Source organism: Bradyrhizobium sp. 137, from assembly GCF_023074095.1.
Classification (GTDB): domain Bacteria; phylum Pseudomonadota; class Alphaproteobacteria; order Rhizobiales; family Xanthobacteraceae; genus Bradyrhizobium.
In genome coordinates this window covers 47,925-67,580 of the sequence record NZ_JADPKU010000103.1, presented here as the reverse complement: position 1 = coordinate 67,580, position 19,656 = coordinate 47,925, and the positions used below count along the sequence as shown (strand labels likewise).

Genomic DNA, 19,656 nt, shown 5'->3' with positions numbered 1-19,656 from the left:
CTCGCTCGTCGTTCGATCAGGAGTCCTGAAATGACCAAGAGACCGCCCGGACTGAACAAGTCGCCAGGCTCGCCGGAGGCGATGTCGCGGCGCTCGATGATGGCCGCTACGGCTGCGCTTCCTCTGTCCGCTCAGCTTTCGGCCGATGCGGCCGCCGGGAACGACGTGATAGCCAGCCTCATCGAACGCGCCCGCGAGAAGAATGCCGCCTTCATGCGTGGCGACATGGATCGCTGGTTCCAGCTTGTCCGCATTGCGCCGGATTTCACGCTGATGCAGCCCTTCGGCGGTCCTGCAAGTCGCGGATTCGACGCCAGCCCCAAGCGCTTGGCTGACCTATCGCGATATTTCAGGGAAGGCGAAACCGAACTCGAGGTTTTGCAAACCTATGCATCGAGCGAGCTCGTCGTTCTCGTTATGGTCGAACACCAGCGGGCCGAGGTGGGCGGGTTGGCGGCTCAAGACTGGTCGCTGCGCGTTACTGAAGTCTACCGCAAGGATGGCACGGATTGGCAACTCGTGCACCGTCATGCGGATCCGCTGGTCCGAAGCATCACCTTGCAACAAGCGGCGATACTCGCCCGGGGTTGGAGGGAGGAAAAATGATCTCCCTCGCCTCGCTGGAGCAGCCAACTGACTCAGAACGTCGCCGTATTCCGCGTGAAACGTCCCCCTGCTGGTTGGCGCGCGCGGGGGGATTCTGCGTCGCCATTCCTGAAGTTTGCAGGGCGTTAGGTGGCAAGGCTTCGACGAGCGGTTTCGTCGCGATGGCGCACGCGCTCAGCGCGAGCGCTTCGGCAACTTCGGCAGCTTGTCGGGATTGAACTCCGGCATCTGCCCGGCTCGTTCAGGTGCCGGTGGCTGCTGTTCGGTCAGGATGAGCGTGCCTTGGAGGATCATTCCCGGGACTTGTATCGCTGTCGCCGTGTAACTCGCGATCTTGCCGGGGCAGCTTCCTTCGATGTGCAGCGTGAGCTCATCGTCGTTGCCGAACACCGTTGCGCGGCCGTCGGTATGGCGCTTGGTCGATACCGTGGCGGTGAAGCGATCGCCATCGACGTGACAGGAGCCATGATACGTCATCAGGCTGTCGCGGCCCCAGATTTGTCCGTCTGCGACATGGACGATCCCGGTGCCCTGGTCGAGCGGCGTCTTGTACCAAGCCGCGTAGGTGCCGTCCTTCAGCATGGGAGCCATCTCCGCCTGGTACTCCTGAGCGGATAGTCCGCAGCATTAGTGCTAAGAAAGCGTTAATCGCGCGGCCCGTGCCAATCCGGTTGGTCCCTCCGCAGCTCGGCCTCGAGCTCCTCGATGATGCTGTGAAGCAGACATGCGGCGAGCGGATCTGTCACTTCCCGCTCCAGGCGCCGATAGCGTGCGATCTTGAATTCCTGCTCTCGCAACTGGTGCTCTGTCATCAGCCGGGCCCTCCGACGAACCGACGCAGAACCGGCCGGAGAGTTTCGTTAAAATTTTCCGATCATTCGCGATGGTTTCTGCTTGGTTAAAGATCAATTCGGCGGCGAGGAATACAGGGTACCGATCTTGTGCCGTCCGGTCGAAAGCCGGCGGCCGCTCTCGATTTCCAATCAAGCCGTGTCGCTTGGGAAAAGCGGACATGGGAACCCCGACGCGCCGCCCGCTACGCACGAACAGGCGACATCAGAAGTTGCGAGTTCATTAGGAGAGTCAATTCGAGCGGCGCCTCGAGCTCGCCCGTCCCTTCGGCCTCGTTCCTCGCTACTTCTTTTTCACCGTCCCGAAATCCGGCTGCCAAGCGGCTTCCTTGCGGTTCGGCGCCGCAGCGATCACCTTGGCCTTTTCCTTCTTCGGCTTCTTGGCTTCGCGATTGCCGCGTTGCTGGCCTTTCGCCATGTCGCTCTCCTTTAGTGGTTTGAGTTCGTCGAGTTCGTTCGACTGCAGCACCCGTCCGCGCGGAGTGCAGACCCTGACGTCCATGTAGCCTTCGCGCAGCAGCCTTCGCGCAAGCCGCAGCGCGACCGTTGCACTGCCGCGGCCGAGATTGGAGCTGCCGTATTCGTTGGTTCCGCTGACCAGATATGGCACGCGGGTTGTCCTAGCCATTGAGGACGGCGGCTCCGCATACGAGAAGCAGTAAAAACAACGGAACGATCACCGGCGGCACGATCCATTCCGAGATGCGAACACGCGACATCGAATGCTCCTGCGAGGCCTTCGGCGGGAGCACACGTGACCCTCAGTCACCGGTCGAAGCCGTTGAGATGTGCGGTGATGGTGGCGAGGCTACGCCCGCGTCGAGCCAATAGCGAGCGTTAAATGCCGCGCGCGCGACGGCTCCGCCGCGACATCTTCATTTGCCGGCTGGTCACGATAGTGCTGGCTATTGCCATGCGAAGGGCGCATGGTCGCGACAGCCGGCATCGGTTGGGGCTTCACTTGCGAAAGGCAGGCGTGCATGACCATCCGCTCGCGGCGAGAAACCGTCAAGTTCAAGCATCCGTTCCGCATACGCGGCATCGAACGCACCTTGCCGGCCGGCACCTATGAGGTCGTCACAGACGAGGAGACGATCGAGGGCCTGACCTTCTCGGCCTATCGCCGCATTGCCACGATGATCACGGTGCCCGCCGAAGGCGCTTGCGGCGCTACGGAGATGCTGTCGATCGGCTCGATCGATCTTGCGAACGCACAAGCCGCGGACGCGAGCATCACCAATGACTGAGCGGCCGGTTGATCTCGACAAGCATCGCGGCATGGCCGCGCAGAAGGCAACCGACCTGCGCCGTGCGTTGGCTGACGTGGAGGCGCATCTCCGCGAGCTGCGCGAGCGTGAAGCCGATCTGGAAAACCGCATGATGACGGTGCCAGCCGCGTCCTGGCCGGAGGCGGCAGTGAAGGCGCGCCATCTGCTCAACCTCTATGCTGCGAGTCTGCCTTCCGAGGATACGCGCCATCGCGCGCTAGTGGCAGCACTGTTCGACGATTTCGCCCGGCTGTCGGGCGAGGTCTGAGGCGAACGACGGCCGCCCCGCATTCTCGACATGCCGCAATCAGGTTAACGGAGCAAGCCATGACATTGACCAGCGGCCGCTTTATCGGCCACGAATACGACCGAATGATCGTCCGGTTCTCGATGCATGACGGTGCCCGGGAGATTCCTTGCGCGATCTCGACTTCCGCGATGGACGACCTCGAGCGCGGCCCGCAAGTCAAACCCGAGCAGCGGGAGGCCCAGTTCAGCCGATTGCGGGATCGCATCGAAGCATGCGCGGCGAGCAAATATCGTGCGACGGAGTTCGAGGGCACGCCACCAGGCATTGTGCTGCGAGGCATCGATTTCAGGTCATAAGCAACGACAGCACCGCGACCGGCCTTCTTGCGGCGTCACAGGTGACGCCACCATCATGTTATAAGACCGGACATGCCGTTGCTGCGGAGTCTCCGGAACGAGGATTCTTTCTACTCCGCGCGCGCCTTGATCTCCGGCAGTGGCGCCTTGCGCTCGAAGGGCTTCTTCTTGGGCGGCGCGGGCAGCAAGCCCTCCCTGATCGCCTGCTTGCGAGCGAGCTTGCGGGCCCGGCGGATGGCCTCGGATTTCTCGCGGGTCTTTCGCTCCGACGGCTTTTCGTAGGAACGCCGCTGTTTCATTTCCCGAAAGACGCCCTCGCGTTGCATCTTCTTCTTGAGAACGCGGAGCGCCTGGTCAACGTTGTTGTCTCTGACAAGTACGTGCAATTGATCATCCTCTGTGGAGGCTGCGAATGCGACACGTCCTGCATGGCAGCCAATTGCGCAGGCGCTTCATTGCGAATTTTGAGGATAGCGGCGGCGACATTGGTCGCGGCTTCGGACGAGCCGATCTGCTTGTCACAGCGATGCAGCTTGGTGACACCAACGTGACCACTGTCGTGCTGTGCTGTCAATCGCTAACGTCTTGCTTGCAGGCCGGCAGACACACGCGAAGTGCTGCGATCTGAACACCCGAGGAGCCTCGCAGAAACAAATTGGCTTGCGTCCTTGCGAAATCGCGAATGTGATGTATATTGACCTTGTTCGATTAGCCGCTGTGCCTTGTTGAATGCGCCCCGCGGGCTCCTTTTCCAAAGACATCGACGAAGTTGAAGATAACCGCGTGATTGTCGCGCGGAACGCGTTCGCGCGCTTTGGAGAAGAAAATGACGACAGGTACTGTGAAGTGGTTCAACGGCCAAAAGGGCTTCGGTTTCATTCAGCCGAACGATGGTAGCAACGATGTGTTCGTCCACATCAGCGCCGTCGAGCGCGCCGGTCTGGCGGGCCTCGGAGAAGGCCAAAAGGTCAATTTCGAGGTCAAGACCGACAAGATGCGAGGCAAAGTCAGCGCTGAGAACCTCTCGCTGGCTTGATATCGTGGCGCCGTTTCACGGATGTACTGAAACGGCCCCCCTGCCCGCTCGATCTTCGGATTGAGCGGGTTTTGTCGTTTGCCAGGCCGGGTGAGCAATGAGCGCCAAGAAATCGGCAGACCTGTCACCCGAAGGCATCGCGCGTCTAAATCGTAAGCAGCTGGCCGCCGAAGAGGGAGCGCGCGCATTGGCGGACGCCGAAAGACAGGCTATCGAGATTCGCAAGAACATGGCGCGGCTCCGCGAGGTGCGCGAGGCCAAGGAAGCGGCCGATGAAGCTGTTCGAATAGCTTTGCCGGCACCTAAGAAGCGTTCGAGGAAGCCGGCGCGATAGTCGCCTTCAACGCCATCGCCGAAACTTAAAGACGATCACATGCCGGAAGTGCAGGTCGTGCCTAGAATCACGCCAGAATCATCACTTTCCTTCTCGCTTCCGGCGCAAATCGGCAGATGTGCCGGCTCGCGACGACATTCAACACGCGGACGCAGGCCTTCAGCTATCTCCAGAAGCATCGAACGGAGTTCGAGCGCATGGCGCCGGGCGCGACATCGTTCTGTCAGGGCTTCGAGGGCTTTTGATCCCACGGGCGCTTGCCGTCCGCGTCACGATCCCAGGGCCGCGTTGTGGGTGCACTCTTTTCGGCCTCGGCCGCTTTCGCGCGGTCATGCTTAACCTGTTCGCGATCGGTAAAGGGCGGGTTTTGAGTGGAACTGACTTGAGCGAGGACCGGAACTGTGGTGACCAGCGCAATCATAAGGAATTTCATCATCCCCGTGTCTAGCACCGATCTCGGAAGGCGTCCGATTTAGTTTGTCGATTTAGTTTGTCCGCTCGCCGTTTCGGGCTGCAGAGCTTGGCTTCTCTTCTCTTGGCTGTCGGCACAGCGCGGTATTGCTCCGCCAATTCTCGGAGAGCCGCAGTGCCGGTGCGAGTCCGCCTCAGGCCGTAGCGGAAGGCAGTGCATCGAGCACGCCTAGAACGTCACCCGCATGCCCGCATAGAACGCCCGCGGCCTTGCCGGGCTGAGCGAGCGCGGGTCGGTGAATTCTGCGCCGCCATTGGTGAAATTGGGCACGGCCTCGCGGTCGAAGAACTGTCCGTAGGTCGCGTAACGCTTGTCGAACACGTTGTCGATGCGGCCGTAGAGCTGGACGTTCTTTGCGACCTGATAGGAGGTGTGGAGGTTAAAGACCGTATAGGACGGCAGCTTCGCGTATTGGTTGGACTCATCGCCGACCAGATACTGGCTGGAGACGAACAGCGCGTTGCCGCCGACCTTCCAGACGTCGGTCACGGCGTAATCGACGCCGACCTTGACGCGATGGCGCGGGACCGCGGGGATCTGGTTGCCGGGCAAGACCCGGATGGTCTCGGTGGCCGGATCGGCAAACGGGCTTTCCGAGCCGAGTTCGAGCGGGTCAAGGAAGCGCGCGTCGACGAAGGCGTAGCTCGCCTGGAACTGGAGCGTCGGAGACTTGATGTTGACTTCGGCTTCGAGCCCCTGCCGCCGCGTCCGGCCGACATTGGAAAAATAACCGAAGCCTGTGCGCCCGACGGCGGGTACCGCAAGGATGTCGTCATGATTGGTGGCTCGGAAGCCGCCGATCTTCCATCCGAGCGTGCCGATGTTCAGCTCCCTGGTGCCGCGCAGGCCCGCTTCCACGGTCTTCGACACAACCTGCTTCAGCGGCGGATCGGAGACGAGAAACGCTGCGATCAGGCAGGGACGGGCTGGATCGGAGCAGCCGAGCTCGAGCGGCGTCGGCACGCGGTTGGCCTCGGAATAGCCGGCATAGGCGGTCAGCCCGGGGGTGATCTTGTAGGTGCCGCCGATCACCGGGTTGAAGCGGGTGAAGGTGTGATCGCCGTTGAGCGCAGTGCCGAGCTGATCTTCCAGCGTGATGCGCGCCACGTTGAAGCGACCGCCGCCGGTGATGGCGAAGGCATCCGTGACATTGAACGTGTCCATCGCGTAGAGGCCGTTATATTGGTTGACGGTCCGCAGCGAGACAGGACCGGCAACGGGATCTGGTAAGCCGGTCGGCCCCAAGAAGACACCGCTGCCGCTGACGACGTAATTTTCTGCAATCGAACCGATCTCGGCGGTGGCGTTGTAGCGCGTGACACCGGCGTCATAGGTTGCACCCATCACGAAGCGATTGTCGTGCCCGAACAGCTGATCGGTGTTGGTGGCCTGTCCCGAAACGCCGAAGCTGGTCGAACGGATGGTGCCCCGGTCGATCTCGCCAAGGATCGTTCCCGGCGCAAACGGATTGGCAAGCTGCACGCCGTTCACGCCGTTTGCGGGCGTGGTGTCATCGCCGAAGCACAGCAGCGTCGGATCTGCACCGCACTCCTGCGCATCGGTCGGGTTTCCGTCGACGATCTTCTGCTCGTAGCGGCGCACATGCGCGGTGCCTTCGAGCGTCCAGGTCGGCGTCGCATCGACCTTTCCGGTCAGGTTGAGATAGCCAACGCGGTTCGAGGTGATCTGCGGTGTGGTGTAGGTCGCGCCCCAATATTTTTCGAGCAGCTCGGCGGGAACGGTGGCGCTGGCGCCGAAATCGTTTTTGGCCACTCCCATGTTGGCGTGGAATTCGCTGTCGCCCGCCTTGTAGCCGACATCGCCGTAGAAGCGCCGCACGTCCGATCGGGAGAAGTTGCGAAAGCCGTTGTCGTGCAGCCCTTCGAGCGCGCCGTAGACGGCGTAATTCTTGTCGACCTGCTTGCCCCATTGCGCCGAGCCCTGGATGCGACCGAACGAGCCCCCCATAACATCGAGCTCCGCACCCTGATAGGTGAAGCCGTCCTTCATTTGCAGGTTGATGGCACCGCCCAGCGCATTGAGACCGAAGGCGGGATTGTTGGTCACCAGCGTCACCGACCTGATCGCGGCGGTGGGGATCAGGTCCCAATTGACGGCGTCGGAGAAGGCTTCGTTGATGCGGACGCCGTTCTGGTACACCGCAAGGCCTTGCGGCGTGCCGGTCACGGGCGAAGCGACGAAGCCGCGGAATTCGACGTCGGGCTGAAACGGATTGCCGGTGACTTCGCTGATGTTGACGCCGGCGATGTTGTCGCGCAGCGCATCGGTGACGTTCAGGGAGCCGGTGCGCTTGATCTGGCTGGCATCAACGGCGTTGATCGCCGACGGGACCTTGTCAACATCAAGACCTCTGCCGGTGCCCGGCGCGGTCGGATAGACGTAAATGCGCGTCCTGGGGCTGGCGGACCCGGGCGTTCCGATGCGTGCGACCGGTCGCGACGGCGTCGTGCGCCTCGTCGCCGACGGTGGCGCGGTCACTTCGACCGGTGGCAGGTTCTGAACGTTGGTCTCCTCGTCCTGCGCGGCCGCGGCAGGGTGCGCGAACAACCCGGACACCAGCCCCGTCGAGATCGAAGCCATCAATAAACGACGCTTGAACCAGAGACCCTTGCCCATCCCGCCTTCCCATCCGTGACGACCGGCTGTTGTGATTTTCCGCCGTTCGGTCGAGATGAGTGTATTCGGCCGCAATGAGCGCGCCAGCCACAAAAGATCGGGCGATATCCGCGCTCGTTTTCCCGATAAAATCGGGAATTTTTCCCGATCGTTTCGGGCACGATCAGGCCGCCGCCGTCGGAACCAGCGCTTCCACGGTCAAACCGTTCTCGCCAGAGACGACATTGAGGGTACCGCCCAGTGCCAGGATCCGCTCGCGCATGCCGACGAGACCGAAGCCGAGCTTCTGACCCGGCTCCATGCCGCGGCCATTATCGCTGACCCGTACCCGGGCGCAGACGCGGCCGTCGCGCCCGTGCTGCCCGGCCGGCTCGATGACAACGTTGACCGCGGTCGCGCCGGCATGGCGGAACACGTTGGTGAGCGCCTCTTGCACGATGCGGTAGATGGTGAGGTCGGCAGTCTCGCCGGTCGCGCCCAGCGCCGGCGAGATCGAGGTCTCGATGGTGACCTCGGGATGCGACTCCCGCCATAGCCGCGATAGCGATTCGAGCGCCTGGCGCAGGCCAAGCTCGGCGAGGCCGACGGGCCGGAGGCGCTCCAGCACGCGGCGGGTGAACTGCTGGAGCGCGTTGATCTGCTCCAGCAAGGCGCTGCCGTGCTTTCGCACCGCCTCCGCACTCGGCGCCCGTCCGTCCGCCAGCTTCGCCAGCGCGCTGGCATGAGCGCGGAGCGAGAACAGATACGGTCCGAACTCGTCATGCAGCTCGCGCGCGATCTCCTTGCGCTCGACGTCCTGGAGCGACACCGCACGCTCGGCAAGGCGCCGCTTGTCCTCGACCGCCTCGCCGAGCGCTGCTGCGAGATGATTGAGCTTGCCGCAGATGGCGCCGAGCTCGGGCGCACCGCCTGGGGTGACCCGCGCGTCATAATGCCCGCCCTCGATCTCGGACATCGTCTCGGCCAACGACTGGAGCGGCGCCAGAGCCCGGCCGACCACATTCATCATCACCAGGAACACCACCACCGCGATGACCGAGCCGACCTCGAGCTGGGTCACGATGCTGTCCCAGATCTCGGCAATTTCGTCGTTCGGATGCGAGGTGATCACGAGCGAGCCGGGCTTGCCATGGATCGAGACGGGCACGCTGACGGCGGTCTGCTCGGGATGAACCAGGCTGACGAACCAAGCCGGCGGCCCGCGCGTGTCGGCGTCGGCATCGGCCCGGGGCGGCGTCAGCGGATTTCCGCCGGCGTCATGGAGCGCGATGCTGACATGGCGCAGGCGACTGAGATCGCGCGCAATCTGGTTCAGCCGGGCGTCCGGATCGGGTGCCTCGTTCAGGTCCGCCACGATCATCTCGATGAACTCGCGTGCGAGCCGGATCACGCTCTGGTCCTCGGCCTGCACGCGCGGCCCCGCCTCCGCGACCTGGCGGCCGATATTGACGGCCAGCCCCAGCGCCAGCAGCAGCGCCAGCAACAGGTTGATGCGCCCGCGCAAGGAAAGATTTTGCCACATTGGTATCGCTCGTGCCCCGCGAAGGTTCTGCCCCGCCTCTCCGATGACGTTGACAGAGGCGAAGCGGCGGATATCTAATCGGAAGCGTACAGCAATCCCGGCCGGGTTGCATGAGGCGACATGAGACGCGCGCGTCTAGCCTGGTCGGCCTCATGCGGCGCAGAACAGGCAGTTTCTATCAGGGAGAACGCGCTGTCGCGGGGAACGCCTATGCGCATTCTGATCGTCGACGATCATCCCATCGTCGCCTCCGGCTGCCGTGCCGTGTTGGCCGACGAGGGCGAGATCGAGATTTTGGAGGCTGCCGACGCCGAAGACGGCGAGTGCGTCTTCATCGTCGAACGCCCCGACCTCTGCATCATCGACATCAACCTGCCGACCGTCTCCGGCTTCGAGCTCGCGCGCCGCATCCTCGAGCGCGCGCCTGAGGCCCGCATCATCATGTTCAGCATGAACGACGATCCCGCCTTTGCCGCGCGCGCGATCGAATGCGGCGCCAAGGGCTACGTCTCCAAGACCGGCGACCCCGACGACCTCGTCGAGGCGATCCGCGCGGTCGGCAGCGGCGGCACGTACCTCCCGAGCGCGATCGCGCGCAGCATTGCCTTTGCGGGACCGGCGCTGGCGCAAAGCCCGCTGTCGAAGCTGAACGCACGCGAGATGGAGATCCTGCGGCTGCTCAGCGCCGGAAAAAGTCTGTCCGAGATCGCCTGGCTGGTGCAATCGTCCTACAAGACGGTGGCCAATACGTCCTCGATCATGCGCCAGAAGCTGGGCGTGAAGACCTCGGTCGAGCTGGTGCGGCTGGCGATCGACAGCGGCGTTGCCTGACATCGCCACAAATTTCGGTCACACAAGCGTTGCAATCTTGATGTGGCGAGATGCCACGGAGCTTTGGGCATGACGATTCAGACTGTCTCGATGAACAAATCCTATGGCGGCGTCCAGGGTGTCTATCGCCACGCGAGCCAGACGACCGGAACGGACATGACGTTCTCGGTCTATATTCCACCGCACGCGGACGGCGCCAAGCTGCCCGTGGTCTGGTATCTCTCCGGGCTCACCTGCACGCATGCCAACGTCACCGAAAAGGGCGAATTCCGCAAAGCCTGCGCCGAGCTCGGCCTGATCTTGGTCGCGCCCGATACCAGTCCGCGCGGGACCGACGTGCCGGGTGATGCCAACAACGCCTACGATTTCGGCCTGGGCGCCGGCTTCTACGTCGACGCGACGCAAGAGCCGTTCTCCCGCAACTATCGCATGTGGAGCTACGTGACCGACGAGCTGCCGAAGCTGGTGGCGGCGAATTTTCCGGTCGACGCCAAGCGGCAATCAGTGATGGGCCATTCGATGGGCGGCCACGGTGCGCTGACGGTGGCTCTGCGCAATCCGCACCGTTTTCGCGCGTCAAGCGCTTTCGCCCCGATCGTGGCGCCCTCGCTCGTGCCCTGGGGCATCAAGGCGCTGACCGGCTATCTCGGGCCGAACAAGGACGCCTGGCGCAGCCACGACACGGTGGCGCTAATCGAGGACGGCGCGAAGTTTTCGGGCTTCCTGGTCGATATCGGCGAGGCCGACAATTTCCTGAAAGAGCAGCTCAAGCCGGAACTGCTCGAAGCCGCCTGCACCAAGGCGAGTATCCCGCTGACGCTGCGGCGTCAGGCAGGCTATGACCACAGCTATTATTTCATCTCGACCTTCATGAGCGATCATCTGCACTGGCACGCGGAAAGATTGACGGCGTGATCCTTCTTGCCCTCCCCTGGAGGGGAGGGTCGCCTCGCGTCGAGCGAAGCGAGAGGTGAAGCGGGGTGGGGTGATCTCTCCACTCGGGCACCGCCTCAAGGGAGAGACTGTCACCCCACCCCGCTCGCGCTACGCGCGATCGACCCTCCCCTCCCAGGGGAGGGTAAGAGCCCCTACTCCGGCTTGCCGTAATTCGGTGCCAGCAACCGGTTGCGGATCAGATAGCTCATCGTGCGCGTCCAGGCTTCGTCGCTGTTGCCGCGCATGTCGGCGCTGGCGACCGTGATCACGTTGCCGGTCTTCACGTCGCGCAGATAGATGTTCAGATTGATGATCAGGTTCGAGACCTTCTGCACCATGCCGGTGATTTCTAAGTCGGCGCCGAGCTGCCCGGCGAGCTTAAGGTCGCAGCCGCCGCAGGCCTGCAGGTTGGCGTGACGGGCGGCATCCCTGATTGGCGCGATGTCGAGCACCTGGAACTTGCCTGAGTCAGCCAGTTCCTTGCGCAGCTGCTCGCTGATGCGCTCCAGCCGCGCCTCTTCAAGCTTCGAGCCGTAGAACTCGCCGGGCAGGCTGGTGTCGATCAGCTCGAAATCGAACACCGCGAGTTTCGGCGGATCGGCGAACGCGGCCGATCCCGTCAACAACAATGTAGCGAGATATAGCAGCGCTCGCAGGACCGTGATTCCAGTCCCCGCGCCTGCGAGGACGAAATGCGGGGTTGCATGCCCTGACAAATTGGTCATGCTTTAGCAGAGACAATTCTCCACCAGCGGTCAAGCCGGGGGGAACGCCTGGAGGAAACATGATCCGATGGTTGGTCGGCCTGATCGGCTTGGGTGTTGCCGCGGCGAGTGCGCTCGCGGCCGACCCTGTCATGATCGGCGTCGGCTATCTCGGCGTCGCCGGCACCAGATCGACGCTGTCGCTGGTCGAGCAGCCCGCGGAGAATGACGGCATCGCCGGCGCCCGCCTCGCCATCGAGGACAACAACACCACGGGGAAATTCCTCAACCAGCGTTTCACGCTGGAGGAGCGCCGCATCGGGGAAGGCGAGGACGTGGTGCAGGCTGCGACCGCGCTCGCCGAGAAGAACGGCTTCATCATCGCGGACCTGCCGGCCGATGCGCTGCTGAAAGTCTCGGACGCCCTGCGCGATCGCGGCACGCTGCTGTTCAATGCAGGCGCAATCGACGAGCGGCTGCGCGAGGCCGATTGCCGCGCCAACGTCATCCACACCGCACCGACGCGCGCGATGCTGGCGGATGCGCTCGGCCAATATCTGGTGTGGAAGCAGTGGAAGCGCTGGCTGCTCGTGGTCGGCTCGCATGAGGAGGACAAGCTGTTCGCCGATGCGCTCAGGCGCACCGCGACGCGGTTCGGCGCCAAGATCGTGCAGGAGCGCACGTTTGAAGACAAAGGCGGCGCGCGGCGCACCGACTCGGGCGTGACGCTGATCCAGCGCCAGATGCCGGTGTTCACGCAACAGGCGCCGGTCTATGACGTGCTCGTTGTCGCCGACGAGAGCGAGGTGTTCGGCGCGTACCTGCCCTATCGCACCTGGGATCCGCGGCCCGTCGCGGGCTCGGCCGGTCTCGTGCCGCGCAGCTGGGACGCGGCGCAGGATCAATGGGGCGCGATCCAGATGCAGAACCGCTTCGTCAAGCTGAACTCGCGGCGCATGACCGCGCTCGACATGCAGGCCTGGACCGCGGTGCGCATGATCGGCGAAGCCACCTCGCGCACCAATTCCGGCGAGGTCAAGAAAGTCGCCGATTTCATCAAGGGCCCGGATTTCTCGGTCGCCGCCTTCAAGGGGACGCGGCTCACCCTGCGCGACTGGAATCTCCAGCTTCGCCAGCCGATCCTGCTGGTCGACGGCCGCATGGTGGTGTCGGTCTCGCCGCAGGAGGGATTCCTGCACCAGGTCTCCGAACTCGACACGCTCGGCTACGACCGTCCGGAGAGCAAATGCAAGCTGAAGTGAGCAATTTGAGATGAGTTCGAGCCGCCACCGCTACGACGCTGCGCCCCCTCCCCCGCTTGCGGGGGAGGGTTGGGAAGAGGGTGTCTCAGTAAGGAAGACTCCCCAAGAGGAGCGAGCCCTCTCCCGTATCGCATCTGTCGATGCGATACGACCTCCCCCGCAAGCGTGGGAGGTGAAGGCAGCCCGCGCACAACCTCAGCGCATCGAAGTGCAACGTCCCTTGCATACGCTGATGTTGCCCCTCTCGCTGTTTGCCGGACTAGCGCTTGCCACCGCGCCCGCGCATGCGTTCATCGCCTATGTCTCGAACGAGAAAAGCAACACGGTGTCTGTGATCGACACCGACAGCTGGACCGTGACCAAGACCATCAAGGTCGGCCAGCGTCCACGCGGCATCGATTTCACCCGTGACGGCAAGTTCGTGATGGTCGCGGTCGGCGACGACGACACCATCCAGGTGATCGACGCCAAGACGCAAAGCGTGGTGGACAGCTTGCCCTCCGGGCCCGACCCGGAATTGTTCGCTCAGGATGCCGCGGGGAAAATCCTCTACGTCGCCAACGAGAACGACAACACGGTGACTGTGATCGACCTCGAGAAGCGCGCCCGGCTCGGCGACATCCAGGTCGGCGTCGAGCCCGAGGGCATGACCATCAGCCCCGATGGCAAGACGCTGATCAACACGTCCGAGACGACCAACATGGCGCATTTCATCGACACGTCGTCGCGCCAGATCGTCGCCAACGTGCTGGTCGATGCGCGGCCGCGCTTTGCCGAATTCAAGCATGACAGCTCGGAAGTGTGGGTCTCCTCCGAGATCGGCGGCACCGTCTCGATCATCGATCCCAACAAGCATGAGGTGATCGGCAAGGTCACCTTCGAGATCCCGGGCTTGCGGAAAGAGGCGATCCAGCCGGTCGGCATCGGCATGACCAAGGACGACAAGACCGCCTTCATCGCGCTCGGCCCCGCCAACCGCATCGCCGTGGTCGACGTCGCGACGCGCAAGGTGCTGAAATATTTGCTGGTGGGGCAGCGGGTCTGGCACATGGCGTTCACGCCGGATGAAAAATACCTGCTCACCACCAACGGTGTGTCGAATGACGTCTCCGTCATCGACGTCGCCGCGCAAAAGGTGATCAAGACCATTCAGGTGGGCGAACTGCCCTGGGGCATCACGATCGCGCCATGACCGGCCCTGCCCCCATCGCCGAATCGCGTGAGACGCCGAGGCTGGAATTGGCCGCAGTGCCGGCGCTATCGATCGACAGCGTCAGTCATTCTTACGGGCCGCGGCGGGCGCTGACCGACGTCTCCTTCAACGTGCAGCCCGCGAGCTTCACGGCGCTGCTCGGCCTCAACGGTGCCGGCAAGAGCACGCTGTTCTCGCTGATCACGCGCCTGTTCGGCATCCAGGCTGGCCGTGTGGCCATCTTCGGTCACGACATCAGCAATACTCCGGGCGAGGCGCTGCGGCTGCTTGGTGTTGTGTTCCAGCCGCGTACGCTCGATCTCGACCTCTCGCTGACGCAGAACCTGCTCTATCACGCTGCGCTTCACGGCATCAGCCGGCGTGAGGCGGCTTCACGTAGCGCCGAGCTGCTCGGGCGCATCGGACTCTCCGATCGCGCCGGCAGCAAGGTGCGCGATCTCTCGGGCGGGCAGATGCGGCGACTGGAGATCGCACGGGCACTGCTGCACCGGCCGCGGCTGCTGTTGTTGGACGAGCCGACCGTCGGCCTCGATGTCAAGGCGCGCGCCGACATCATCGGCCATGTCCGCCAGCTCGTGACCGAGCAAGGCATCGGCGTGCTCTGGGCGACGCATCTGTTCGACGAGGTCATGCCCAATGACGATCTCGTGGTGCTGCACCAGGGCAAGGTGCTGGCGCGGGGGCCGATGAGCCGCGTCGTCACGGAAGTCGGTGCGCAGGACGTCAACACCGCCTTCATGCGCCTGACCGGCGCGCAAACCATGCCGGGAGGCGGCGCATGAGCAGCATCACGACCCGCGAGGCGCCGCGCGGCTTCTCGTTCGCGGAGTACATGACCTGCCTCACCGGCATCGTCTGGCGCGAAGGCCTGCGCTTCCTGCATCAGCGCGAGCGCTTCGTCTCGGCGCTGGTGCGGCCATTGGTGTGGCTGTTCATCTTCGCTGCCGGCTTCCGTCAGGTGCTCGGCATCTCCATCATCCCACCCTACGAGACCTACATCCTCTACGAGGTCTATATCGCGCCCGGCTTGATGGCGATGATCCAGCTCTTCAACGGCATGCAGTCCTCGCTGTCGATGGTCTATGACCGCGAGATGGGCAACATGCGGACGCTGCTGGTCAGTCCGCTGCCGCGCGGCTTCCTCTTGTTCTGCAAGCTGCTGGCAGGCACCGCGGTGTCGCTGCTCCAGGTCTATGCGTTCCTCTTGATCGCCTGGTTTTGGGACATCACGCCGCCACCCTCGGGCTATCTCACCGTGCTGCCGGCCCTGATCCTGTCCGGCCTGATGCTGGGCTCACTCGGCATGCTGATCTCCTCCGGCATCAAGCAGCTGGAAAACTTCGCCGGCGTGATGAATTTTGTCATTTTCCCGATGTTCTTCGCCTCCTCCGCGCTCTACCCGCTCTGGCGGGTCCAGGAGGGCAGCCCTTATCTGTATTACCTCTGCGAGGCCAATCCGTTCACTCATGCGGTCGAGCTGATACGATTTGCGCTGTACGGACAGATCAACTGGGTCTCGCTGGCGGTGGTCGCAATCTGCACAATCGTGTTCATGATTGGTGCGATTTTCGCCTATGATCCGTCACGCGGGCTGGCGCGACGGGGGCCTGCAGGAGGCGAAGGATGAGGGTTCTGGTCCTGGCGGTCATGGCGATTGTGCTGTCGGGCACGGCCGCGCGCGCGGCCGATCCGCGCTATCCCGACTGGCCCTGCACCCAAGCCAAGGTGCCGGAGATTTCGCTCGCGGCCGTCTGGGCCGGCCCGCCGCTCGACGAAGTGCAGAGCAAATGGAAGGACCATGCCAAGATCAGCGCGCTGGTCGCAAAGCTGTCGGCGCGCAAGACGCCACTCGACGAGGCCGAGAAGTTGGTGAAGGAGTTTCTGGCCGCCTCCGCGTCGGACAAGACGGCGAACGCCAAGCTGCTGTTCGCCGGCCTGTTCGACACGCTTAACGCCCAGCGCTCCCAGGTGATAAACGGCCTCGAACGCGTCAGCCGCAAGCAGCGCGAGGCCGCCGACAAGATCCGCGAGGAAACGCTGGCGCTCCAGGCGCTCCAAGGCGTAACGCCCCGCGACGATGCCAAGATCGAGGCGCTCAGCAACGAACTGATCTGGAAGACCCGTATCTTCGAGGATCGTCACAAAGTGGTGCGATTCGTCTGCGAGGTTCCGACCACGATCGACCAGCGCCTGTTCGCGCTCGGGCGCGTGATCCAGCAGGAAATGGAATAGCGTCAGGCTGGCTGACAGCTCACCAAAGTTCCCGCGACATCACCGCGATCGTTAACCTTCCGCCGCGCTATCTGGCGGAACCAAATCGCTCTAGGATGTCTTGGTCAATCCAGGACATCCAATCCAGGACATCGGGAGGCCTCGATGGGAACAACGAAATTCATCTTCGCGAGCGTTGCGGTCATCACCGTGTTCGCATCCAGCGCCTTTGCCGACGATCTGACCGGAATGATCACGCGGATAGATCGGCTCAACGGCACGATCTCGATCCAGCAGACGCAGAAGGGCACGGTCGGCGCCAGCTCAGGCAGCGCCGGCGCACTCCAGGAGTACAAAGCAAAGGACGCCGCGATGCTGGATGCCGTTCATGCCGGCGACCGGGTGACCTATACCGCCACCGAGACCAACGGCACGGGCACGCTGACGAAGTTGCAGAAGCAGTAGGTGCGGTCTTCGCCTTCACTTCTCCAAGGTGCGACACAGCGTCATGGCCGGGCTTGTCCCGGCCATCCACGTCTAGCCACGCGGAACGAAGAACGTGGATGCCCCGGCCTTGCGCCGACGCGGCTTCGGGCGCGCAGGCAGGACAAGCCCCGGCATAATTGTGTGTCGTTACTGCTCCGGGCGCGGCTCCGGGTGCGCTTCCTCGGTGGGGAGTTTTGCGCCCTCCCAACCGTCGGTGCCGTCAGGGTACCAGGCGATGTTGGAGTAGCCATACGCCAGCGCGCGTTTGGCGGCGTTCCAGGACATCCAGCAATCGGCCAGGCAATAGATCACGAGTAGCGCGGCCTTGTCGCCGCGCGAGGCACGCGCGAGGCCGCGCTGCAGGTAATCGTCGACAGCCGGCGGCAACGCGCCGTAGCCGGTGTCCGGCAGCCACAGGCTGCCGGAAATGTTCCTGCGCGGTGCATCTCGCCACACGGTGCCTGCGGGAAGATTCTTCGGCTTCGGCGGCCGCGGCATCACGTCGACGAAGGCTCCGCTCTTCGCCCGCCAGATCGCCTCAGCTTCCGCCGTCGTCAGCACGCGGGCGCCGGCGAGCGTCGCGGGCACCGGCGCGCGGTAATTGTCGGTGCGGTAGCCTTCAGGCTCGAACGGCTCCTGCTGCTGCGCCAATGCCGGCCCTGTCAGAACAGTGGCGAGCAGCGCAACGGCAACATGCCGTTTCATGGCGTCTTCTTGGCCGTCTCCGCGCCGAGCGGCCGATTGTTCTCGTCCAAAAGAGGTACGCCGAAGTCGAGCAGGATCTTGTTGATCTCGCCCTGGTTCTCCTGGATCAGCTTGTTGAGCTGCCGCTTCCAGTTCTGATCGGCCGGGCGCACGCCCATGCCGATGCGATAGACCAGCTTCGGCCCGGTGGTTTCTTTGACCAATGGCGTAACGTGAAGCGAAGCGCCGGCCTTTTTCGCATAATAGCCGGCCATCGGGCCCCACAGCACGCCGGCGTCGATCTTGCCGGCGGCGAGGTCGTCGATCATGGCCTGCGCCGAATTGTCGAAGCGGGTGTCGATCATCAGCGGATAGGGCTTTGCATCGCCCATCAGACCGGCTATCGCCATGTTGGTCGCCGGCGGTGTGCCAGCGACGATGCCGACATGCTTGCCCTTCAGCCGCGCGTCCTCCAGCGTATCGACGTCCTCGAGTCCGCTGCCGGCCTTGGCGACCAGCGCATAGGTCGTGCGGTAATAGGGATTGGTGCCCTGAACGAGGTCGTCGCCCTGCGGGAAGCCCATGATGACGTCGCAGCGATGCGCACCCAGCGTCATGCGCACGAAGCCGGTGGCCTGCGGGAAGAAGACGTAGTCGAGCTTCTTCTGGAGCTTGTCCGCCAAGAACTCGGCGAGCTTGTTCTCGAACCCCTCACCCTTCTCGTTCGAGAACGGCAAATTGCGCGGGTCGGCGCAGACGCGCAGCACCTTTGGATCGACCAATTCGAAGGAGAGGTCGCCGGTCTCGTTGGTCTGCGCGATCGCAGCATTGCCGAACGCGCAGGACGCCACCAGCATCCACAGTGAAAACAACCAGCGACGATGTCGTCCGGCCTCCGTCATCGCGCTTCCTCCTCGTTTTGTTTGAATGTTATCCATGCAACGCATGACGCGCCATGTTTGCCAGCTTTGTGTTGGTTTTGCTTTGTTGCAGCGCAATGCAGCAAACACTCTGAACTGAGGCGGAAAAGTGTCTCACATCGCTTCAACGATCGCAGTCCTATTCCTGCTGGGTTTCGTCACGCTAGCACGCGCCGAGGCATCCGAATTGCCTGTGAGCGAAGTCGCGCCGGGAATCTTCGTACACTCCGGGACCATCGCCCTGATGACCCGCGAAAACGAGGGCGACATCGCCAACGTCGGCTTCATCGTGGGCGGTGATGCGGTGGCTGTGATCGATACCGGCGGGAGCTACCGCGAAGGCAAGGCGCTGCTGGCGGCCGTGCGGGCGAAGACGCCCAAGCCGATCCGCTACGTCATCAACACCCACGGCCATCCCGATCATGTTTTCGGCAATGCGGCCTTCGCCGATGGAAACACCATCTTCGTCGGGCACCAAAAGCTTCCCCAGGCGCTCGCGACGCGCGGGCCTTTCTATCTCGAGAATTTCCGCCGCATCATGGGCAATGAGCTGATCGATCCCGTGAAGATCATTGCCCCTACCCTGCTCGTTTCGGACACGACGACGCTCGATCTCGGGTCGCGCCAGCTAACCCTGCGGGCCTGGCCGGCCGGGCACAGCGACAATGATTTGACTGTGTTCGATGAGACGACCAAAACCTTGTTCGCGGGCGATCTCGTCTTCCTCCGCCACATTCCGGTCATGGACGGCAGCATCCGCGGCTGGCTAGACACTTTGAAGGAATTGCAGGCCATTCCGGCGCTGCGCGTGGTTCCTGGTCACGGCCCCGTGAGCGACTGGCCTGCCGCGCTGACCGATGAGCGACGCTACCTGTCAACGCTGCTGTCCGACGTCCGCGCACTGAACAAGAAGGGCGAGCCGATCCGAACCGCTGCCGACAAGGCCGCCGGGTCGGAACGGCCGCGCTGGGCGTTGTTCGAGGACTACAACGCCCGCAACGCAACCGCAGCATTTTCAGAAATTGAATGGGAGTAGCGGGCGCGCTACGATGGGCGAAATGCCCGCAGGACCATGAC

Annotated in this window: 24 protein-coding genes; 15 read left to right on the top strand and 9 right to left on the bottom strand. The window is 63.3% G+C overall.

Going from position 1 to position 19,656, the window contains the following annotated elements; genetic code table 11:
* Positions 1-30: 30 nt before the first annotated feature.
* Positions 31-606: a nuclear transport factor 2 family protein gene (locus tag IVA78_RS28060; protein ID WP_247468776.1), complete on the top strand. Its 576-nt coding sequence runs from the start codon at positions 31-33 to the stop codon at positions 604-606.
* A gap of 174 nt (positions 607-780) precedes the next feature.
* On the opposite strand, the gene IVA78_RS28055 is transcribed toward IVA78_RS28060, so the two are convergent.
* Together IVA78_RS28055 and IVA78_RS28050 are read right to left on the bottom strand one after the other, a co-directional pair.
* Positions 781-1,188 carry a hypothetical protein gene (locus IVA78_RS28055; RefSeq protein WP_247280629.1) on the bottom strand — a complete coding sequence of 136 codons (408 nt, stop codon included), beginning with the start codon at positions 1,186-1,188 and terminating at the stop codon, positions 781-783.
* Positions 1,189-1,740: 552 nt separating this feature from the next.
* Positions 1,741-2,085, bottom strand: a complete 345-nt coding sequence (locus IVA78_RS28050; protein ID WP_247451173.1) for a hypothetical protein — start codon at positions 2,083-2,085, stop codon at positions 1,741-1,743.
* A 352-nt stretch (positions 2,086-2,437) separates the two neighbouring features.
* Here IVA78_RS28050 and IVA78_RS28045 point away from each other — a divergent pair, with 352 nt between their 5' ends.
* The 3 genes from IVA78_RS28045 to IVA78_RS28035 are packed head-to-tail and all read left to right on the top strand — an operon-like array spanning position 2,438 to position 3,331.
* Positions 2,438-2,704, top strand: coding sequence for a hypothetical protein (locus IVA78_RS28045; RefSeq protein WP_247468774.1), 267 nt, complete (start codon positions 2,438-2,440; stop codon positions 2,702-2,704).
* Positions 2,697-2,993: a hypothetical protein gene (locus IVA78_RS28040; RefSeq protein WP_247451176.1), complete on the top strand. Its 297-nt coding sequence runs from the start codon at positions 2,697-2,699 to the stop codon at positions 2,991-2,993. The genes IVA78_RS28045 and IVA78_RS28040 overlap by 8 nt, the downstream gene beginning before the upstream one ends.
* A gap of 59 nt (positions 2,994-3,052) precedes the next feature.
* Complete coding sequence (locus IVA78_RS28035) at positions 3,053-3,331, top strand: DUF1488 domain-containing protein (RefSeq protein WP_247280517.1); 279 nt, start codon at positions 3,053-3,055, stop codon at positions 3,329-3,331.
* 110 nt (positions 3,332-3,441) lie between these two features.
* On the opposite strand, the gene rpsU is transcribed toward IVA78_RS28035, so the two are convergent.
* Positions 3,442-3,717 (bottom strand): 30S ribosomal protein S21, encoded by a 276-nt coding sequence (gene rpsU / locus IVA78_RS28030; protein WP_247280516.1) that lies wholly within the window; start codon positions 3,715-3,717, stop codon positions 3,442-3,444.
* A 440-nt stretch (positions 3,718-4,157) separates the two neighbouring features.
* Here rpsU and IVA78_RS28025 point away from each other — a divergent pair, with 440 nt between their 5' ends.
* Positions 4,158-4,367, top strand: a complete 210-nt coding sequence (locus tag IVA78_RS28025; RefSeq protein ID WP_247280515.1) for a cold-shock protein — start codon at positions 4,158-4,160, stop codon at positions 4,365-4,367.
* A gap of 97 nt (positions 4,368-4,464) precedes the next feature.
* A complete protein-coding gene (locus IVA78_RS28020) occupies positions 4,465-4,701 on the top strand; it encodes a transcriptional regulator (protein WP_247302033.1) in 237 nt (78 codons plus the stop codon).
* A 223-nt stretch (positions 4,702-4,924) separates the two neighbouring features.
* Here IVA78_RS28020 and IVA78_RS28015 read toward each other — a convergent pair whose 3' ends face one another.
* The 3 genes from IVA78_RS28015 to IVA78_RS28005 all read right to left on the bottom strand — a co-directional run bounded on the left by IVA78_RS28015 (position 4,925) and on the right by IVA78_RS28005 (position 9,332).
* On the bottom strand, positions 4,925-5,137 hold the full coding sequence (locus tag IVA78_RS28015) for a hypothetical protein (RefSeq protein ID WP_247302037.1): 213 nt from the start codon (positions 5,135-5,137) through the stop codon (positions 4,925-4,927).
* 204 nt (positions 5,138-5,341) lie between these two features.
* Positions 5,342-7,810, bottom strand: coding sequence for a TonB-dependent receptor (locus IVA78_RS28010; protein ID WP_247468772.1), 2,469 nt, complete (start codon positions 7,808-7,810; stop codon positions 5,342-5,344).
* A 163-nt stretch (positions 7,811-7,973) separates the two neighbouring features.
* On the bottom strand, positions 7,974-9,332 hold the full coding sequence (locus tag IVA78_RS28005) for a histidine kinase (protein WP_247280510.1): 1,359 nt from the start codon (positions 9,330-9,332) through the stop codon (positions 7,974-7,976).
* A 210-nt stretch (positions 9,333-9,542) separates the two neighbouring features.
* Between IVA78_RS28005 and IVA78_RS28000 the strand changes: the two genes are divergently transcribed.
* Together IVA78_RS28000 and fghA are read left to right on the top strand one after the other, a co-directional pair.
* On the top strand, positions 9,543-10,163 hold the full coding sequence (locus IVA78_RS28000; protein WP_247451188.1) for a response regulator transcription factor: 621 nt from the start codon (positions 9,543-9,545) through the stop codon (positions 10,161-10,163).
* A gap of 69 nt (positions 10,164-10,232) precedes the next feature.
* Positions 10,233-11,078, top strand: a complete 846-nt coding sequence (fghA, locus tag IVA78_RS27995) for an S-formylglutathione hydrolase (protein ID WP_247468771.1) — start codon at positions 10,233-10,235, stop codon at positions 11,076-11,078.
* A 173-nt stretch (positions 11,079-11,251) separates the two neighbouring features.
* Here fghA and IVA78_RS27990 read toward each other — a convergent pair whose 3' ends face one another.
* Complete coding sequence (locus tag IVA78_RS27990; protein WP_247468770.1) at positions 11,252-11,824, bottom strand: DUF3280 domain-containing protein; 573 nt, start codon at positions 11,822-11,824, stop codon at positions 11,252-11,254.
* A 59-nt stretch (positions 11,825-11,883) separates the two neighbouring features.
* Between IVA78_RS27990 and IVA78_RS27985 the strand changes: the two genes are divergently transcribed.
* The 6 genes from IVA78_RS27985 (at position 11,884) to IVA78_RS27960 (ending at position 16,954) form a co-directional block, all read left to right on the top strand.
* On the top strand, positions 11,884-13,065 hold the full coding sequence (locus IVA78_RS27985; protein ID WP_247468769.1) for an ABC transporter substrate-binding protein: 1,182 nt from the start codon (positions 11,884-11,886) through the stop codon (positions 13,063-13,065).
* Positions 13,066-13,297: 232 nt separating this feature from the next.
* Positions 13,298-14,257, top strand: a complete 960-nt coding sequence (locus tag IVA78_RS27980; RefSeq protein WP_247451197.1) for a YVTN family beta-propeller repeat protein — start codon at positions 13,298-13,300, stop codon at positions 14,255-14,257.
* Positions 14,254-15,060: an ABC transporter ATP-binding protein gene (locus IVA78_RS27975; protein WP_247451199.1), complete on the top strand. Its 807-nt coding sequence runs from the start codon at positions 14,254-14,256 to the stop codon at positions 15,058-15,060. The genes IVA78_RS27980 and IVA78_RS27975 overlap by 4 nt, the downstream gene beginning before the upstream one ends.
* Complete coding sequence (locus IVA78_RS27970) at positions 15,057-15,905, top strand: ABC transporter permease (RefSeq protein ID WP_130211771.1); 849 nt, start codon at positions 15,057-15,059, stop codon at positions 15,903-15,905. Before IVA78_RS27975 ends, IVA78_RS27970 begins: the two co-directional genes overlap by 4 nt.
* The gene (locus IVA78_RS27965; protein ID WP_247468768.1) at positions 15,902-16,510 is read left to right on the top strand and encodes a hypothetical protein; all 609 of its coding nucleotides are present in this window, start codon (positions 15,902-15,904) and stop codon (positions 16,508-16,510) included. The genes IVA78_RS27970 and IVA78_RS27965 overlap by 4 nt, the downstream gene beginning before the upstream one ends.
* A gap of 144 nt (positions 16,511-16,654) precedes the next feature.
* On the top strand, positions 16,655-16,954 hold the full coding sequence (locus tag IVA78_RS27960) for a copper-binding protein (RefSeq protein ID WP_247451203.1): 300 nt from the start codon (positions 16,655-16,657) through the stop codon (positions 16,952-16,954).
* Between the two features lie 168 nt (positions 16,955-17,122).
* On the opposite strand, the gene IVA78_RS27955 is transcribed toward IVA78_RS27960, so the two are convergent.
* Positions 17,123-17,680: a PQQ-dependent catabolism-associated CXXCW motif protein gene (locus IVA78_RS27955; RefSeq protein WP_247451205.1), complete on the bottom strand. Its 558-nt coding sequence runs from the start codon at positions 17,678-17,680 to the stop codon at positions 17,123-17,125.
* A complete protein-coding gene (locus IVA78_RS27950; RefSeq protein ID WP_247468767.1) occupies positions 17,677-18,561 on the bottom strand; it encodes a substrate-binding domain-containing protein in 885 nt (294 codons plus the stop codon). Before IVA78_RS27950 ends, IVA78_RS27955 begins: the two co-directional genes overlap by 4 nt.
* 127 nt (positions 18,562-18,688) lie before the next feature.
* Here IVA78_RS27950 and IVA78_RS27945 point away from each other — a divergent pair, with 127 nt between their 5' ends.
* Positions 18,689-19,615, top strand: a complete 927-nt coding sequence (locus IVA78_RS27945) for a quinoprotein relay system zinc metallohydrolase 2 (RefSeq protein WP_247451210.1) — start codon at positions 18,689-18,691, stop codon at positions 19,613-19,615.
* The last annotated feature ends 41 nt before the right edge of the window (positions 19,616-19,656 follow it).